Raw genomic sequence first — 16659 nt, forward strand, 5'->3', positions numbered from 1 at the left:
CAAACGTCTCAGTGCGTGGGCTTCCGTCTCACGATCCGGTCAAGAGCCCGCAATCTCCGCACATCCCGCCGCCGGGCACCCGGTAGTACAGGCAGCAGTTGTTCCGGACGAACCCGTCCGTGCCGAGGCGCCCCGCCCCCGCCAGCGGCTCCCGCGCGAGCAGCGCCCGCACCAGCGCGACCCTCGCGCCACCGGCCGGCCCGACATTGAGGCTCCCGGCCAACGCGGAAGCCGCATTGCCCCACACGAGCCCGTCCGCGAGCTTCACAACACTTGCCATGGCCTCCCGCAGGGGCCGCAACTGCCCGTCCACGACCACGCGATGAACAAGGGCGGCGGCTTCCGCAGGGCGTCCGGCGTGCCATCCGGCAGGCTCCGCGAGCCCCAGCCGGATCGGCTCACCGGGCGCCCACCGCCAACGCAACGATCCCAGGTCGGGGACGACCCCGACCGCCGCCGCGGCGACGACGGGCGACCACACCCGCGCCGCAAGCCCCTGGAACACCAGCGAGCCCGCGACCCGCGACTCCCCCACTCCGAGCCGCTGCGCGTAGTCCTCGGTCAACGCCCGCAACGACTCGACATCACCGACGAAGGGACGCCAGCCGGCGCCGTCGACCCCCACCGTGCGGATCTCGAAGTACGGCCCGATCCGGGCGACGTCCCGCAGAACCCGCACGACTTCACCAGGGGCGACTCCGACCGGCATAGGCCCCAGTCTCACACGCGCGAAGGAGCGCGAAGGAGGAAGAACGCTAGTCGGCCCGCCTGTCCAGGGCGGTCTGCAGGGCCCGGGCGGCCTCTTCTTCGGCCTCGTCGGCCGGGGTGTCGGTCCAGGTGTCGTTCATGTGCTTGCTCCTGATTCGCTGAGCTGTGGCGAGTGGGCCGCCGGAGGGCGTGGTTCGCACGGTCCGGCTGGAATCGGACTCACGGCCAGGCAGAGCCTCCGCAGCGGGTGCCGGCCTGCCGATGTTCAGGCCCCGCTGCGGCAGCGAAGGATTACTACGAAGCGCCGCATGACTACCTGCGAGATTACCTCCGCTCCGGCGAAGTTGTCCCGACTCGTGGCGAGAAATCTCAGCATGCGGGACGGATGGCGAGTGCGGAAACGCCGAGGGCGGGCGTACCGGTGCACCCGGCGCGCCCGCCCCACAGCGGAAGCCTTCCCTATGGCAGGTCAGCCGTCGAGTCATTCTGGGGGGCGCCCCCCAGACCCCCGACTCAGCCTTCGAGGTCCACTCGGCGGCCCATGTCGGCGCCGACCTCCTTGGTGATGGCGTCGACGAGCTGCGGCTGGATGGCCGAGTCGACGGTCAGCGCGATCAGCGCCTTGCCGCCCTTGACGTCCCGGCCGACCTGCATGCCGGCGATGTTGACCTGCTCGTCGCCGAGCAGCTTGCCGACGGCGCCGACGATGCCGGGGCGGTCGACGTAGGAGAAGAACGCCATGTGCGCGGTCGGGACGAGTTCCATGTTGTAGCCGTTGATCTCGATGATCCGCTCGGCGTGCTTCGGGCCGGTGAGCGTGCCGGAGACCGAGACCACCTCGCCGTCGGCCATGGTGCCGCGCACCTGGACGACGTTGCGCCAGTCGGGGCTGTCCTCGGACGTGGTGAGGGTGACCTCGACGCCGCGGTCGCGGGCGAGGAGCGGCGCGTTGACGAACGTCACGGCCTCCTCGATGACGTCCACGAAGACGCCCTTGAGCGCGGCGAGTTCGAGGACCTTCACGTCGTGCTCGGCGATCTCGCCGCGGACGACGACGTCGAGGCGGACGGGGACGCCGCCGGCGAGGGCGGTGAAGATGCGGCCGAGCTTCTCGGCGAGCGGCAGGCCGGGCTTGACGTCCTCGGCGACGGCGCCGCCCTGGACGTTGACCGCGTCCGGCACGAACTCGCCGGAGAGCGCGAGCTTGACCGAGCGGGCGACCTGGGTGCCGGCCTTCTCCTGCGCCTCGTGGGTGCTGGCGCCGAGGTGCGGGGTGACCACGACGTTGTCGTGGTGGAACAGCGGGCTCTCGGTGCACGGCTCGGTGCTGAACACGTCGATGCCGGCGCCGGCGACCCGGCCGTCCTTGATCGCGAGGTGGAGGGCCTCCTCGTCGACGATCCCGCCGCGGGCGGCGTTGACGATGCGGACCGACGGCTTGACCTGCTGCAGCTCGCGGTCGCCGATGAGGCCGAGGGTCTCGGGCGTCTTCGGCAGGTGGACGGTGATGAAGTCGCTCTCGCGGAGCAGCTCCTCCAGCGTGACGAGCTTCACGCCGAGCTGCGCGGCGCGGGCGGCCTGCACGTAGGGGTCGAACGCGATCACGTTCATGTCGAAGGCGGCGAGGCGCTGGGCGACCAGGACGCCGATGCGGCCGAGGCCGAGCACGCCGACGGTCTTGCCCTGCAGCTCGACGCCGGTGTACTTGGAGCGCTTCCACTCGCCCTGCTTGAGCGCGGCGTGGCCCTGCGGCACGTTGCGGGCGGTGGCGAGCAGCAGCGCGATCGCGTGCTCGGCGGCGGTGACGATGTTGGACGTGGGCGCGTTGACGACCATGACGCCGGCCTTGGTGGCGGCCTCCACGTCGACGTTGTCGAGGCCCACGCCGGCGCGGGCCACGACCCGCAGCCTCTTGGCGTGCTGGAACACCTCGGCGGTGACCTTGGTGGCGCTCCGCACGATCAGCGCGTCGACGTCGGCGACGGCGGGCAGCAGCTGCTCCTTGTCACTTCCGTCTACGTGGCGGACGTCGAAGTCGGCCTCCAGCACGGCGATGCCGGCCGGGGAGAGTTCTTCTGCGACGAGGACGACGGGCTTGCTCAAGAGAAAACAGTCCTTCGGAAAGTGAGTGATGTGCGTGCTGTGCGTGCAGGTGAAGTCGCGAGTCACCTCGTCGTGGCCCTCGCCCCCGGCAGCCGAGTCTATAACCCGTGGGCGATGGCGGTTCGCGGCAGGGAAAGACTCACCGGTAACTACCGCTCCGCACGGGTTCGCCCTGGTCTGTCAGGCCGCGTTCGGTTCCGGCACGGCCGCGAGCACGGACGCCACCCGCTCGGCGTCCTCGACGTGGATGTGCGGGACGTCCGCGAACACGCGCAGCGGCCCGGCCGGCAGCCCCAGCGCATCGGCGACCCCCGTCTGCACCTCGCGCAGCGGGATGTACATCAGGTAGCCGCGGTGCACGTTCTGCGACCGGAACATCGCCGTCATGCCGAGCCGGTAGCCGCGGATGCGGAACGACAGCGCGGTCAGGGCCGGCAGCCCGTCGGCCGGCTCGCCCGGGATCGTCAGCGAGATCCAGGCGCTGGTCGTCCACGGGCGGGCCCGCAGCAGGTCCACCACCCACCGGATCTGGTCGTGCCCGTCCAGGTCGTGCAGCCGCGGCCAGTACCGCCCGCGGACGACGCGGCGGGTGCGCTCCTGGGCGCGGCGGACCAGCCGCGTCCGGTCGCCGTACTCGTGGAGGATCGGGTCCTCCCAGCTCAGCGAGGCGATCTCGAACAGCAGCGGGGGCCCCTCGATGATGGGCCCGCCGTCCTCCAGCCCGGCCTCGCCGGCCGTCCACACGTGCCGCAGCACACCGATCCATGCCTGCCCGCACGTCTCCCAGCGCCGGACGTCCTCGTCCCCTCGCGCCGGCATGTCATGACTCCGCACCGTTATTCAAAGATTTTCCTGCCCGCCGCATTGCCGCACCGGCGGGGAATTCCGCGCCGTCTCCGCCGGACGGCCCTCCCTCGGTCCCGATCAGCCTCGCACCGCTCATGCACACTGCCCCAAGATCCGCTCCGGCGGCGGTCACAGGAGTGTTCGCGCAGGTACTCCCCGCGCCGGCCGCGGCCGTCACGGCTTTCTTCAAGTATCAGGCAACCTACCCAAAAACGGTAGGCATATTTATCCGAACGGTATCTTCACCGGCATTCTGACCGCGTTGTCGTCCAGCAGTCATTGGACAATCCGTCCAAACCGGCGCGGGTCACCACGGGTCGGGGACGTCCCGGTGCAGCACGATGTACCCGTCCCGCCGGAAGACCTGCCGGTACCCGGCGGCCTCCAGCTCGGCGACGCGCCGCCGCTGCTCGGCGACCGAGCCGAAGGGGAACTCCAGCCGCCCGACGTAGGCGACCACCCAGGGGGCTCCCCGCGACCGCCGGTCCCACAGCAGGACGCGGGCGCGGGACGTCAGCGCGGGGCCGACGCCGTTGGCCGCCTCGACGAGCGCGCCGTCGGGGATCCGCGCGGCCGCCGCCGACGCGGCGCGGGCCCGATCGTTCTGCCGCCACAGCGCCGGATCCGCCAGGTGCTTGTAGGCGAAGAACGGCACGCACGCGAGGGTCGCGGCGAGCACCGCGGCCATCGGCAGGACGGGCGGGACCCGCCGCCGCCCGCGCAGCAGCCCCCGCAGCCGCGCCGCCCCGTCCGCCGCCGCGAGGACGAGCACGGCGATGATGAACGCGTTGTAGTGGTAGTGCGGCTCCCACCAGTTGCCGAACCGGCTCGCGAGCATCCGCTCGGCCAGCAGCGGCACGGCGGTGAGGGTCAGCGGGGACGCCAGCGGCAGCAGGAGCAGCGGCAGGACGACCAGCGCCATCGTCACGACCTTCTGCGGCGGGTCGACGAGCACCGCCGCGACGTCCCACGGCCGGGTGAGCGCGTGGACGGCGGCGTGCGGCACGTCCGGGCCGAGCGCGCCGTACGCCCAGTAGTAGGCGTTGTCGCCGCCGAAGGCCGCGATGAGCACCCGCGAGCAGAGCCAGGTGGCGACGAGCCCGACCACGACGTAGGCGAGGCCGGCCCGCCGGTCGCCCCGGGGCAGCAGGTCGCGCGGCCCGCGCCGCTCGCCGTCCTGCTCGTCCGGGCGGGTGAGCAGGTAGAGGCCGAAGCCGGCGAGCAGGAGGCCCATGTCCTCCTTGACCAGCAGCAGCGCGAACGCCGCCACCGCCGCCTGGACGCGCCGCCCCGCGTCGTGCCGCTCGACCAGCAGCGCCGACAGCAGCGGGACGAACGCGACCTCGTGGAAGTCGAACGCGAGCGCCTCGGCGATCGGCCAGGACAGCGCGTAGGCGCCCGCCGCGCAGTAGGCGGCGCCCGCGCCGAGCCGGCGCTCGGTGTACCGCCAGATCGGCCAGATCGCCAGCGCGAACAGCACGGCCTGCGCGACCAGCAGCGTCTCCGGGCCGTCGTGGATCCAGTAGAGCGGCGCGAGGAGCGCGAGCATCGGCGAGAAGTGGTCGCCGAGGACGGAGAAGCCCGGCCCGAAGCCGTTGTGGACGCCCTTCACCATCGCGACCGGCAGGTCGAAGCGGCTGTAGGAGCGGACCGCCTGGTCGAAGATCACCAGGTCGTAGCTGCCGGTCCGGAAGGCGCGCAGCCGCATCAGCGCGTACGCCGCGTACAGCAGCGCGCTCGCCGCGGTCAGCGCGGCGATCAGCAGGCGGCGCCGCCGGGGGGCTCCCCCGGTGCCGGCGGGGATCTCGCGGGCGGCCCCCTGCGCCACGACGACCTCGGCCACGCGCCGGACGCTACCACCGGTCCGGCGCGCGGCCGGGGTCCGGCCCGCGCGTTTCCCCTGCGACGCGCTTCACATGACCATGCTTTTCCCAGGCGCCCTTCCCTAGCGCGCCAGGCGGCGCGCCATCGGCAGGCGGGAGCGGGTGAACGCCCCGGCGACGAGCGCGACGAGCAGCGGGATGCCGATGCCGACCGCGAGCAGCAGCGTCCACGGGACGTCCACGATCGCGCCGTGCGCCGCCGCTCCCGTCACCTCGACGTCGGAGGTGAGCGGGCGCGTCACCGCGATGCCGGGGACGAAGCCGCCCGCGATCCCGAGCCAGCAGCCGAGCGCGGCGATGAACGCCGCCCGGCCCATGGTCAGCAGCCGGCGGGTGCGCGGGCGGGCGCCGATCGCGCCGAGCGTGGCGAGGTCGGGCAGCGCGTCGGCGGACGCCAGGCCGGTGGCGATCAGCGAGCCGCCGAGCGCCAGGGCCGCCGCGACGGCCGCGAGCATCAGGGTGACCTTGCCGAACGACCCGGTGAAGCCGCGCTCGACGTAGACCGACCCCTCGTTGCGGGTGAAGCCGTCCAGCGTCCGGTCCAGGCGCGCCTGCTCGGCCTCGGTGACGCGGTGGTCGGCGCGGTCGACGCCGAACGCCTCGGTCCGGACGGGCAGCCCGATCCGCTCCGCGACCCGCGGCGGGACGATCGCCCGCACGTGCGGGTCGCCGGCGGCGACGACGGCCGGCAGGTCCTCGACCGTCCGGACGACGTGCTCCTCGTCGTCCTCCCAGTAGAAGACCTTGGCCGTGGTCGTCCCGCCGGCGAGGGGCGCGGCGCGGAACAGCACGACCTTCCCCGCGTCCAGCGCGGCGGTGACGGCGGGATCGTCGCGGCCGAGGACCATGCGGGCCTCGCGGGCGCCGCCGACCACGTTGTCCATGAGGTCGAAGGAGGCGTTCTCGTCGCGCTCGGCGGCGAACGTGACCGCGGGGCACTTCGACCAGTCGTCGCCCACGCAGCCGCCGTCCGGCCCCGGCAGGGCCTTCAGCGTGACGACGGGCACGCCCGGCAGGTCGCGCCGGACGGCCTCCCCGACCGCGTCGGCCCGGTCCAGCGGCGGTCTGACCAGCGCCGATCCCATCGGCAGCGTCGCCTGGTACTCGATCTGCTCCTGCCGGAAGTCGCTGGCGCCCCCGATGGCCAGCGCGGTGATCCCGGCGACGGCCGCCATGATCGCGGCGACCGCGGGCGCGGTGCGGGCCCGGTTGCGGCCCGCGTCGCGGACGGCGAGGCGCAGCGGCAGCGGCAGCCGGCGCGCGAGCCGGCCGGCCGCCCCGACCAGCCACGGGCAGGTGAGCACGAGCCCGATGATGATCGCGGCCGCGCCGATCGCGGCGCCGAACTCGCGCCATTTCCGGACGCCCTCCAGGCACAGCGCCACGCCCGCGACGACGAGGACGCCGCCGGCGACCGGCCAGCCGCGGCGGGCCGCGGCGGGCGCCTCGCGGCGTCCGGACAGGACGGCAACGACGTCCGTCCGGGCGGCCTGGGCGGCCGGGACGAGCGCGGCGAGCAGCCCGCTGCCCGCGCCGACCAGCATCGTCGCGGCGACGAGGAGCCAGGGCACGGTGAACGGGCCGAGCGGTTCGGCGCCGCGGGCCTCGGCGGTCCACGCGGCGAGGGCGGCGGCGGCGATCCCGAGCGCGGCGCCACCGACCGCGGCGGTTCCGCCGAGCAGCAGCCCGCTCGCCAGCACGACGGCGCGCAGGTGCCGGCCCTCACCGCCGGACGCGGCGACGAGCGCGAGGTCGCGGCGGCGGCGCCGGACGTCCACCACGAACGCCGGTCCGGCGAGCAGCACGACCTCCAGCACGATCATCGCGACGATCAGCGCCAGCACGGCGCTCTCGGCGGCGGACGCGGGCTCCGCGCCGGCCGACCGGTCCCGGGCCGTGCTGGTCGCCCGCAGCACGGCGAGGGCGACCACGGCGCAGATCGGCAGCCCGATCATGCCCAGCACGAGCGCCGTGCGGCCCTTGGCGCGCAGCGCGTCCTGGCGGGCGAGGCGCAGCGCGAATCCGTAGCGGGTCACGTGGTCTCCTGCAGCAGGCTCTCGGGGCCGGAGGGGCCGGGGGTGGCGTCGACGAGCCGGCCGTCGCGCAGGAACACGACGCGGTCGGCCCAGGCGGCGTGCCGGGACTCGTGCGTCACCATCAGGCAGGACGCGCCCGCGTCGCAGCGGCCCCGCAGGACCCGCATGACGTCCTCGCCGGTGTGGCTGTCGAGCGCGCCGGTCGGCTCGTCGGCGAGGACGAGCCGGCGGTCGCCGACGAGCGCGCGGGCGATCGCGACGCGCTGCTGCTGGCCGCCGGACATCTCGTCGGGGAACCGGTCCGCCAGCTCGCCGACGCCGATCTCCTCCAGCGCCAGGCGCGCCTCCCGGCGGGCCTGCCGGGCGCGGACGCCGTCCAGTTCGCGCGGCAGCATGACGTTCTCGGCCGCGGTGAGGCTGGGGATGAGGTTGAGGTCCTGGAAGACGTAGCCGACGGAGCGGCGGCGCAGCGCCGAGCGGGCCGCCCGGCCGAGCGCGCCGAGGTCGGCGCCGTCTACGACGACCTGCCCGGACGTGGGCGTGTCGAGGCCGCCGGCGAGGGTCAGCAGGGTCGACTTGCCGGAGCCGGACGGGCCCATCACCGCGACGAACTCGCCCGCCGCGACGTCCATCGTCACCCCGGCGAGGGCGTGCACGAGGGCCGCGCCGCTCCCGTGGTCGCGGGACACCTCCCGCAGGGACAGCACGCTCATCGCCGGGCCTCCTCGTCGGTCTTCGCGGGCGCCTCGGCGGGCGCGAACGGGGCGGGCGGCTCGGCGCGGACGACGTAGGTCTCGCAGTGGTCCAGCCAGCGCACCTCGGCCTCCGCCTGGAAGATCATGGACTCCAGGACCAGCCGCCAGGCGCGGTCGCCCTGGTCGGCGGGGACCGCGGGGGCGTCGGCCTTGAGCCGGGTGAGGTCCTGCAGGGTGCGCAGCGTGGCGGTGCGCTGCGCCTGGACGACGGCGGCGACGTCCACGCCCGGTGCGGTGACGGCCATCGCCAGCTTGATGGCCAGTTCGTCGCGGGGCCGGTCGGCCCGCACGATCGGGGTGGCGAACCACCGCCGGACGTCCTCCTCGCCCGCCGGGGTGATCCGGTAGACGAAGCGGCCCTCGTCGTCGGCGCCGACGCGGGTGACGAGGTCGTCGCGTTCGAGCCTGGAGAGGGTGGAGTAGACCTGCCCGATGTTGAGCGGCCAGGTGGCGCCGGTGAAGGACTCGAACTCGGCGCGCAGCTGGTAGCCGTAGCGGGGCCCCTGGGACAGCAGTGCCAGCAGGCCGTGACGGATTGACATGCCTACCAAGTATGCATACCGCGTATGCTTCGGGCAATACCGAGTATGCATCCGCGAGGACACACCGCCGAGATTTCACTGTGAGCGACGACTCTGAGCCTTAACGTGACCGGTGTCCCCGGCCGATCAGGAGAGAGACCCGTGACCTCGGACTGCACCTCGGAATACGCCCCGGAAGACATTCCGGACGACGCATCGGACTGCCATGCCAGCGTCCTGCGCGACGTGCTGAGCGTGTACGACCACCGCTACCTGAGACTCGACCGCCTCCAGCGGGAGCGTCTCGTGGACGGCACCCGCCGCGTCCTCGGCGAGGAGGGCCTGAGCGAGGCGGCCCGCGCCGCGCTGCCCGCGTCCGCCCGGCTCCGGGCGTTCTGCATCCGGCACGGCCTGCGCGAGGAGCTGGAGCGGCTGATCCGCGACGAGGTGGAGGGCAGCCCGGCGGGCGCCGTCGTGGTCGGCGGCCGCATCTACGCCCTGTACCCCTACCTGCGCGGAGTCCCCCGCCAGGACGCCGACATCACCGCCGAGGTCGGCGTCGACCACCGGTTGGACACGGTCGGCTGGCAGGGCCGCCAGGTGCGCATCCGCGGCGTCGCGGCGCTCCAGCGCGTCGAGACGAACCGCACCGCCGTCGACCTCATCCTGCGGGAGCGGACGTCCGGCAGGGAGCACGGCTTCCCCGCCGTCCCCCGGCCCGACGGCGTCCGCGGGTTCGAGGCCGTCGCCGACCCCGCCGCCGTGGAGCCGGGGCGCTGGGACGTGCACGTCGCGGCGACCGCGCTCGGCGTCACCCGCGAGGCCCGCTTCGGCGCCGTCCGCGCCGGCGGGCTGCGGACCGGCCCGCAGCGGCGGGCGGCCGGCGCCAAGGACGTCGCCGTCTACTTCACCAAGGGCGGCCACCTGGCGCTGCTGGTGACCGGCGTGCCCGGCGGCGCATCCCCACTCGCCAAACTCCTCCGCCGCTTCCGTTGAGCTGCGGCGTGTTGTTGTTATCCGCGCTCACATAACAACAACACGCCGCAGGTGAACGAAACGGGTCAGTCGTTCAGCCAGCTCATCATCGGGCGCAGCTCGGCGCCCGTCTTCTCGATCGGGTGCGCGGCCAGCTCGTCCCGGTACTGCTGGAACTGCTTCTGGCCGCCCTCGAACTCGTCCACGAGCTCCTTGGCGTACTGCCCGGACTGGATCTCGCCGAGGATCTTCTTCATCGCGGCCTTGGTCTCCGGCGTGATGACGCGCGGGCCGCGGCTGTAGCCGCCGTACTCGGCGTTGTCGGACACCGACCAGTACATCTTGTGGATGCCGCCCTCGTACATGAGGTCGACGATCAGCTTCATCTCGTGCAGGACCTCGAAGTAGGCGACCTCCGGCTGGTAGCCGGCCTCGGTCAGCACCTCGAACCCGGTCTTGATCAGCTCGGAGACGCCGCCGCACAGCACGGCCTGCTCGCCGAACAGGTCGGTCTCGGTCTCCTCGGTGAAGGTGGTCTTGATGCCGCCCGCGCGCAGCCCGCCGATGGCCTTGGCGTAGGAGAGCGCCAGCGGCCAGGCGTTGCCGGACGGGTCCTTCTCCACGGCCACGATCACCGGCACGCCGCGCCCGGCGACGAACTGGCGGCGGACGAGGTGCCCCGGGCCCTTCGGCGCGACCATGGCCACGTCCACGCCCTCCGGCGGCTGGACGAGGTCGTAGCGGATGCTGAAGCCGTGGCCGAAGAACAGCGCGTCGCCCTCGACGAGCGCCGGCTTGATGTCCTTCTCGAAGATCTCCCGGTGGTGGTGGTCCGGGGCCAGCAGCATGATGAGGTCGGCCTCCTCGGCCGCCTCCGCCGGGGTGACGACGCGCAGGCCCTCGGCCTCCGCCAGCTCCCGGCTGGCCGAGCCCTCGCGGAGCCCGACCCGGACGTCCACGCCGGAGTCGCGCAGGGAGAGGGCGTGCGCGTGCCCCTGGCTGCCGTAGCCGATGACCGCCACGTGCCGGCCCTGGATCACGCTCAGGTCGGCGGCGTCGTCGTAGAACATCTCAGCCACAGTGCTGTCGCCTTTCGTTGTTATGAGGTGAGTTCACGCGCTGCGCTCGATGGCCCGCAGCGAGCGGTCGGTGATGGACCGGGCGCCGCGGCCGATGGCCACCATGCCCGACTGCACCAGTTCCTTGATGCCGAACGGCTCCAGGACCCTGATGAAGGCGTCCAGCTTGTCACGGTTGCCGGTCGCCTCGATGGTGACGGCGTCCGGCGCGACGTCCACCACCTTGGCACGGAACAGGTTGACGGTCTCCAGCACCTGCGACCGCGTCTCCGCGTCGGCGCGCACCTTGACCAGGACGAGCTCGCGCTGGACGGACGCCGAGGAGTCCAGCTCGACGATCTTCAGGACGTTGATCAGCTTGTTCAGCTGCTTGGTGACCTGCTCGAGCGGCAGGCCCGCGACGTTCACCACGATCGTCATCCGGGAGATGTCCGGGTGCTCGGTGGTGCCGACCGCGAGGGACTCGATGTTGAAGCCGCGCCGGGAGAACAGCGCCGCGACCCTGGCGAGGATGCCGGGCTTGTTCTCCACCAGCACCGAGAGGGTGTGCAGGCTCATCGGGGTCAGTCTCCGTTCTCCCACTCGGGCGCCATGTCCCGCGCGATCTGGATGTCGTCGTTGGTGGTGCCGGCCGCGACCATCGGCCAGACCATGGCGTCCTTGTGGACCACGAAGTCGATCACGACCGGGGCGTCGTTGATCTCCATGGCCTTGGCGATGACCTCGTCGACGTCCTCGGCCTTCTCGCAGCGCAGGCCGACGCAGCCGTAGGCCTCGGCGAGCTTGACGAAGTCGGGGATGCGCTTGGCGGCGTGCAGGTTGGTGTTGGAGTAGCGCTCGTTGTAGAAGAGCGTCTGCCACTGCCGGACCATGCCGAGGTTGCCGTTGTTGATCACGGCGATCTTCACCGGGATGCCCTCGATCGCGCAGGTCGCGAGCTCCTGGTTGGTCATCTGGAAGCAGCCGTCGCCGTCGATCGCCCAGACCGTCGTGTCGGCGGCGCCGACCTTGGCGCCCATCGCGGCGGGGACGGCGTAGCCCATCGTCCCGGCGCCGCCGGAGTTCAGGAACGCGCCCGGCCGCTCGTACTTGATGAACTGCGCGGCCCACATCTGGTGCTGGCCGACGCCCGCGACGTAGTAGGCGTCCGGCCCGGCGATCGCCCCGATCCGCTCGATGACGTACTGCGGGGACAGCGAGCCGTCCTCCGGCGTGTCGTAGCCCAGCGGGTAGGTCTCGCGCCAGGCGTCGAGCTGCCGCCACCAGTCGGTGTAGTCGCCCTTGTGGCCCTGCTCGTGCTCGTTCTGCACGGCGACGATCAGGTCGGCGATGACCTCGCGGGCGTCCCCGACGATCGGGACGTCGGCGTGCCGGTTCTTGGAGATCTCCGCCGGGTCGATGTCGGCGTGCACGACCTTGGCGTGCGGCGCGAACCCGTCCAGCTTGCCGGTGACCCGGTCGTCGAACCGGGCCCCGAGGGTGACCAGCAGGTCCGAGCGCTGCAGCGCGCCGACCGCGCCGACGCCGCCGTGCATGCCGGGCATGCCCATGTGCAGCGGGTGGCTGTCGGGCAGCGCGCCCTTGGCCATCAGCGTGGTGACGACGGGCGCGCCGGTCAGCTCGGCGAGCACCTTCAGCTCGGCGGACGCGCCGGCCTTCAGCACGCCGCCGCCGACGTACAGCACCGGCCGCTCGGCGTTCACGATCAGCCGGGCCGCCTCGCGGACCTGCTTGGAGTGCGGCCGGGTCACGGGCCGGTAGCCGGGCAGCTGGAGCTGGACGGGCCACTCGAACTCGACGGTGGCCTGCAGCGCGTCCTTGGCGATGTCGACCAGGACCGGGCCGGGCCGGCCGGTGCCCGCGATGTGGAACGCCTCGGCGATCGTCCGGCCGATGTCGGCGGCCTTGGTGACCAGGAAGTTGTGCTTGGTGATCGGCATCGTGATGCCGGCGATGTCGGCCTCCTGGAAGCCGTCCGTCCCGATGAGGGAGGACGCGACCTGGCCGGTGATCGCCACGATCGGCACCGAGTCCATGTAGGCGTCGGAGATCGCCGTGACCAGGTTGGTCGCGCCGGGGCCGCTGGTGGCCATGCAGACGCCCACCTTGCCGGTCACCATCGCGTAGCCCTGGGCGGCGTGGCCGGCGCCCTGCTCGTGCCGGACGAGGATGTGGCGCAGCTTCTTGGAGTCGAACAGCGGGTCGTACGCCGGGAGGATCGCGCCACCCGGAATGCCGAACACGGTGTCGACGCCGACGTTCTCCAGGGCGCGCACCAGCGCCTGGGCTCCCGTCATCTGTTCGGTCGTCATGATTCTGCGGTTCCTTGGGGAGTGAGTCTTGGCTCGCCGGGCAACAAAAAACCCCCGCCGCCGTGAAGCGGTCGAGGGGAGGCGCGCAGGACGAGAAGCTTGGTCAGCCCGCGCGCCGGCCAAGTACTACGAGGATGGTGGAAGTGCTCTGCACGGGCCTACTTTCGCCGATGTCCGGCCCGTGGTCAAATCCGTGGACACTAAATCTCATATCCTGAGACAATTGTGCCGCGTTTCACGCGGGCGGAGGCTCAGCCCGGGAGGGGCAGCGCCACGTCGCCGGGACGGCTGCGGCCGCCGAGGTTCGTCCGCACCAGCGACTCGACCCGCCCGGCCGCCATCGGCCGCGCCACGAGGAAGCCCTGGCCGCGCGGGCAGCCCATCTCCCGCAGCAGCTCCAGCTGCTCGGGCCGCTCGATGCCCTCCGCGACCACGGTCAGCCCGAGGTCGCTGCCGAGCCGCACGATCGTACGGGTGAGCAGCGTGAGCGTCTCGTCCGAGCCGAGACCCGCCACGAACGACGGGTCGATCTTGATGATGTCGACCGGGAGCTGGCCGAGGTAGGCCAGCGAGGCGTACCCGGTGCCGAAGTCGTCGATCGCCAGCCGCACGCCGAGGTCGCGCAGCTCCGACAGCCGCGCCACGTTCTGGCCGGCGTCCTCGACGAGGACCTCCTCGCGGACCTCCAGCGTGAGCGCGCTCGGCGCCAGCCCCGTCTCCTCCAGCACCGCCGCGACCGTCTCGGTGAAGCGCGGCGCGGCGATCTGCCGGGCGGTGAAGTTCACCGACAGGCCGACGTCCCAGGAGTCGCCGCGCCACCGGGCGACCTCCCGGCACGCCTCGCGCAGCACCCACTCCCCGAGCGGGATCATCAGGCCGGACTCCTCCGCCGGGCCGATGAACTCCTCCGGCGGGACCGCCTCGTTCCCGCGCCACCAGCGCAGCAGCGCCTCCACCCCGGTCACCCGGGACGTGCCGAGGTCCACCACCGGCTGGAACTCGACCGCGAACTGCTCCTCGGCGAGCGCGGCCTGCAGGTCGCTGCCGAGCTCCAGCCGCCGGACGACGTCGGCGTGCATGTGCGGCGCGTACACCTCGACGCGCCCGCCGCCCGCCTCTTTCGCGCGGGCCATCGCCAGGTCGCCGTTGCGCAGCAGGTCGGCGGCGGTGCGGCGGACCCGGCGGCCACCGTCGGCGCCGGCGGCGGGCTCCTCGTCGTCGCCGGCGAACGCGATGCCGACGCTCGCGGTCAGCACGATGTGCTTGTCGCCGACCTGGTAGGGGTCGACCGAGAGGACGCGCAGGAGCCGTCCGGCCAGCTCGACCGTGGCGCGCGTCTCGCGGTCGTCCGGCGGCAGCTGCACGAGGACGGCGAACTCGTCGCCGCCCCAGCGCGCCACCGTGTCGTCGGACAGGACGTTCGCGCGCAGCCGCCGGGCCGCCTGCGCGAGCACCTGGTCGCCGGCCGCGTGCCCCTCCGAGTCGTTCACCGCGGTGAAGCCGTCCAGGTCGACGAACACCACCGCTACTTTGCCGCCGGACGGCTGCCGCGACAGGACCTCCCGCGTCCGCTCCTCGAAGTAGGACCGGTTCGGCAGACCCGTCAGCCCGTCGTGGAACGTCAGGTGCGCGACCTGCCGCTGCAGCGCCGCCCGCTCGCTGAGGTCGCGGGTGGTGACCAGCAGCCGCGCCGGCGTCCCGTCCGAGCCGCTGTACCGGGAGATCGTCGACTCGGTCGGCAGCCACGTGCCGTCGGCGGCGCGCACCCGGCACGACACCCGGAGCACGTCGTCGGGGCCGCCGAGGCCGGCCTGCTCGTCCAGGAACTCGGTGAACACCGCCTGGACGTGCGGGACGTCCTCGGGGTGGACGAGTTCGTTCAGGGGGCGTCCGAGCAGCTCGTCGGACGTGTAGTGGTACATGCGCAGCGCGCCCGCGCTGGCGTACCGGACGGTCGCGTCCAGGTCGCAGATGAGGACCGCGTCGTTGATGCTCTCCGACAGCGCCCGGAAGTGCTCCTCGCCGGTCTCCACGGCGCGCCGCAGCGCGTCGTTCTCCCGCAGCAGCGCCGCGAGCCGCGCGATCAGCACCAGCGCCGCCGAGCCCGCGGCGATCGAGATGCCGGGCTCCAGGCCGTTGCGCCCGGTGAGGGAGTGCCCGGCGATGAACAGCGCCGCCGCGGCGGCCACGGCGGCGGGCGCGATGCCGGGCCCGATCATGCGGCCGCACTCCTCGGCCTCGACCGCCACGTCCGCGGGGATGTCGTCGACGGGCAGGTCCGGTTCGGCGGCCGGGCCCGTCCACGGCACCAGCAGCAGGAGCAGCAGCCCGGCGAGGCGCAGGATGTCGGACGGGTCGTCGGAGAGTCCGCCGCCGTCCAGCCGGACGAACGTGGTGACGATGTCGGCGGCCCCGATCGCCGCCAGCGCGCCGTACCCCATCCAGGCGAGCCGCCGGTGCCCGCGCGCGGCGCCGAGCACGAACGGCAGCGCGCCGCAGACGAACACGATGTCGATCAGCGGGTACAGCAGCTCCAGCCCGAACTCCGACGGCGACTCCCCCGACCGGTGGTACAGGGTGCCGAACAGCGCGACCCAGCCGAGCACGAACAGCGCGCAGGCGCAGACGTAGGTGTCGGCGGCGTAGCGCAGCCACGTCCCCGCGTCGCGGGGCAGCCGGATCGGCACGACGAGGCCGGTGACGAGCGCGACCAGCGCGAACAGGTAGAACAGGTCGGGCACCGACAGCGACAGCGCGCTGCGGCCGGGGCCGTCCGACAGGGCTCCGCCGACGGCGCCGGCGAACCAGGACGCGGCGGCGATGCCGTACCAGCGCTGCGACGCGCGCCACAGCCCGCCCGGGACGCCCGGCTCCGCCGGGACGCCGTCCGGCCGGCGGGACGACAGCAGCAGCGAGACCGCGGCGGCGCCCGCGGCGGCGGCCTCCGCCCAGGCGATGAAGGCCCGGCCGCCCCAGCCCAGCAGCGACCCGGTGGCGTACAGCACGCCGACGACCGCGGCCATGGCGACCGGCAGCGCACGCGGCGGTATCCGCCTCGTGTAGTCGCCGCTCATCGCGCCGTGTCCCTTCCTGCCCCCCGGTGGGGGCGTGCCGGCCCCCGCGGACGGTGACGCCGCACGCCGGGGGGAGAGTGGGTCCACGACCCTCGCCGCTCGTACAACGGCCGGAAGGTCGCGGATCGTGCCCCGCGCAGGGTCGGCGCGGAGCGGTGGCGGGGGAACCGGCCTGCCTGGGGGGAGCATGCCTGCCGGAGCCGCCTGCCGGAGATCAGCGACGTTGCTGCACTACGGGATCACCGTGTCGCTCAATGTACGTTCGGTAGGTCACGGAGCGATTGAGGCTGGGCGTCCTCCCGGCGACAAACGCCCTCGTGGCGGATCCGTTTGGGACGACCGAAAGGCGATCGTCACCGAATCGGCG

The 16659-nt window shown here is 73.0% G+C and carries 12 protein-coding genes; 1 reads left to right on the forward strand and 11 read right to left on the reverse strand.

Annotated features, from left to right (window positions below; translation table 11 throughout):
* Window positions 1-28 precede the first annotated feature (28 nt).
* From ABFX46_RS33935 to ABFX46_RS33965, 7 genes are all read right to left on the reverse strand, one after another.
* Entirely contained in the window at window positions 29-679 is a 651-nt protein-coding gene (locus ABFX46_RS33935; protein ID WP_346048010.1) for a (2Fe-2S)-binding protein, read from the reverse strand.
* A gap of 542 nt (window positions 680-1221) precedes the next feature.
* Window positions 1222-2811, reverse strand: coding sequence for a phosphoglycerate dehydrogenase (serA, locus tag ABFX46_RS33940; protein WP_346048011.1), 1590 nt, complete (start codon window positions 2809-2811; stop codon window positions 1222-1224).
* Window positions 2812-2991: 180 nt separating this feature from the next.
* A complete protein-coding gene (locus tag ABFX46_RS33945; protein ID WP_346048012.1) occupies window positions 2992-3630 on the reverse strand; it encodes a thymidylate synthase family protein in 639 nt (212 codons plus the stop codon).
* A 334-nt stretch (window positions 3631-3964) separates the two neighbouring features.
* Window positions 3965-5500: a DUF2079 domain-containing protein gene (locus tag ABFX46_RS33950; protein ID WP_346048013.1), complete on the reverse strand. Its 1536-nt coding sequence runs from the start codon at window positions 5498-5500 to the stop codon at window positions 3965-3967.
* 102 nt (window positions 5501-5602) lie between these two features.
* On the reverse strand, window positions 5603-7576 hold the full coding sequence (locus ABFX46_RS33955; RefSeq protein ID WP_346048014.1) for an FtsX-like permease family protein: 1974 nt from the start codon (window positions 7574-7576) through the stop codon (window positions 5603-5605).
* The gene (locus ABFX46_RS33960; RefSeq protein ID WP_346048015.1) at window positions 7573-8289 is read right to left on the reverse strand and encodes an ABC transporter ATP-binding protein; all 717 of its coding nucleotides are present in this window, start codon (window positions 8287-8289) and stop codon (window positions 7573-7575) included. The genes ABFX46_RS33955 and ABFX46_RS33960 overlap by 4 nt, the downstream gene beginning before the upstream one ends.
* Complete coding sequence (locus ABFX46_RS33965; protein WP_346048016.1) at window positions 8286-8873, reverse strand: PadR family transcriptional regulator; 588 nt, start codon at window positions 8871-8873, stop codon at window positions 8286-8288. Before ABFX46_RS33965 ends, ABFX46_RS33960 begins: the two co-directional genes overlap by 4 nt.
* Window positions 8874-9014: 141 nt before the next feature.
* On the opposite strand from ABFX46_RS33965, the gene ABFX46_RS33970 reads away from it, so the two are divergent.
* Window positions 9015-9848, forward strand: a complete 834-nt coding sequence (locus ABFX46_RS33970; protein ID WP_346048017.1) for a hypothetical protein — start codon at window positions 9015-9017, stop codon at window positions 9846-9848.
* Between the two features lie 65 nt (window positions 9849-9913).
* Here ABFX46_RS33970 and ilvC read toward each other — a convergent pair whose 3' ends face one another.
* The 4 genes from ilvC to ABFX46_RS33990 all read right to left on the reverse strand — a co-directional run bounded on the left by ilvC (window position 9914) and on the right by ABFX46_RS33990 (window position 16292).
* The gene (gene ilvC / locus ABFX46_RS33975; protein ID WP_131940919.1) at window positions 9914-10897 is read right to left on the reverse strand and encodes a ketol-acid reductoisomerase; all 984 of its coding nucleotides are present in this window, start codon (window positions 10895-10897) and stop codon (window positions 9914-9916) included.
* 42 nt (window positions 10898-10939) lie between these two features.
* Window positions 10940-11464, reverse strand: coding sequence for an acetolactate synthase small subunit (gene ilvN, locus ABFX46_RS33980; RefSeq protein WP_131940901.1), 525 nt, complete (start codon window positions 11462-11464; stop codon window positions 10940-10942).
* Window positions 11465-11469: 5 nt separating this feature from the next.
* On the reverse strand, window positions 11470-13341 hold the full coding sequence (locus ABFX46_RS33985) for an acetolactate synthase large subunit (RefSeq protein WP_346048018.1): 1872 nt from the start codon (window positions 13339-13341) through the stop codon (window positions 11470-11472).
* Between the two features lie 128 nt (window positions 13342-13469).
* On the reverse strand, window positions 13470-16292 hold the full coding sequence (locus tag ABFX46_RS33990; RefSeq protein ID WP_346048019.1) for a putative bifunctional diguanylate cyclase/phosphodiesterase: 2823 nt from the start codon (window positions 16290-16292) through the stop codon (window positions 13470-13472).
* Between the last annotated feature and the right edge of the window lie 367 nt (window positions 16293-16659).

Source organism: Actinomadura chokoriensis (genome assembly GCF_039529475.1).
Classification (GTDB): domain Bacteria; phylum Actinomycetota; class Actinomycetes; order Streptosporangiales; family Streptosporangiaceae; genus Spirillospora; species Spirillospora bangladeshensis.

What these genes read in the sequence shown, in the direction of transcription:
- ABFX46_RS33990 (WP_346048019.1), bottom strand. Translation starts at nt 16,292, where the DNA reads ATGAGCGGCGACTACACGAGGCGGATACCGCCGCGTGCGCTGCCGGTC.
- ilvN (WP_131940901.1), bottom strand. Translation starts at nt 11,464, where the DNA reads ATGAGCCTGCACACCCTCTCGGTGCTGGTGGAGAACAAGCCCGGCATC.
- ABFX46_RS33945 (WP_346048012.1), bottom strand. Translation starts at nt 3,630, where the DNA reads ATGCCGGCGCGAGGGGACGAGGACGTCCGGCGCTGGGAGACGTGCGGG.
- ilvC (WP_131940919.1), bottom strand. Translation starts at nt 10,897, where the DNA reads ATGTTCTACGACGACGCCGCCGACCTGAGCGTGATCCAGGGCCGGCAC.
- ABFX46_RS33965 (WP_346048016.1), bottom strand. Translation starts at nt 8,873, where the DNA reads ATGTCAATCCGTCACGGCCTGCTGGCACTGCTGTCCCAGGGGCCCCGC.
- ABFX46_RS33960 (WP_346048015.1), bottom strand. Translation starts at nt 8,289, where the DNA reads ATGAGCGTGCTGTCCCTGCGGGAGGTGTCCCGCGACCACGGGAGCGGC.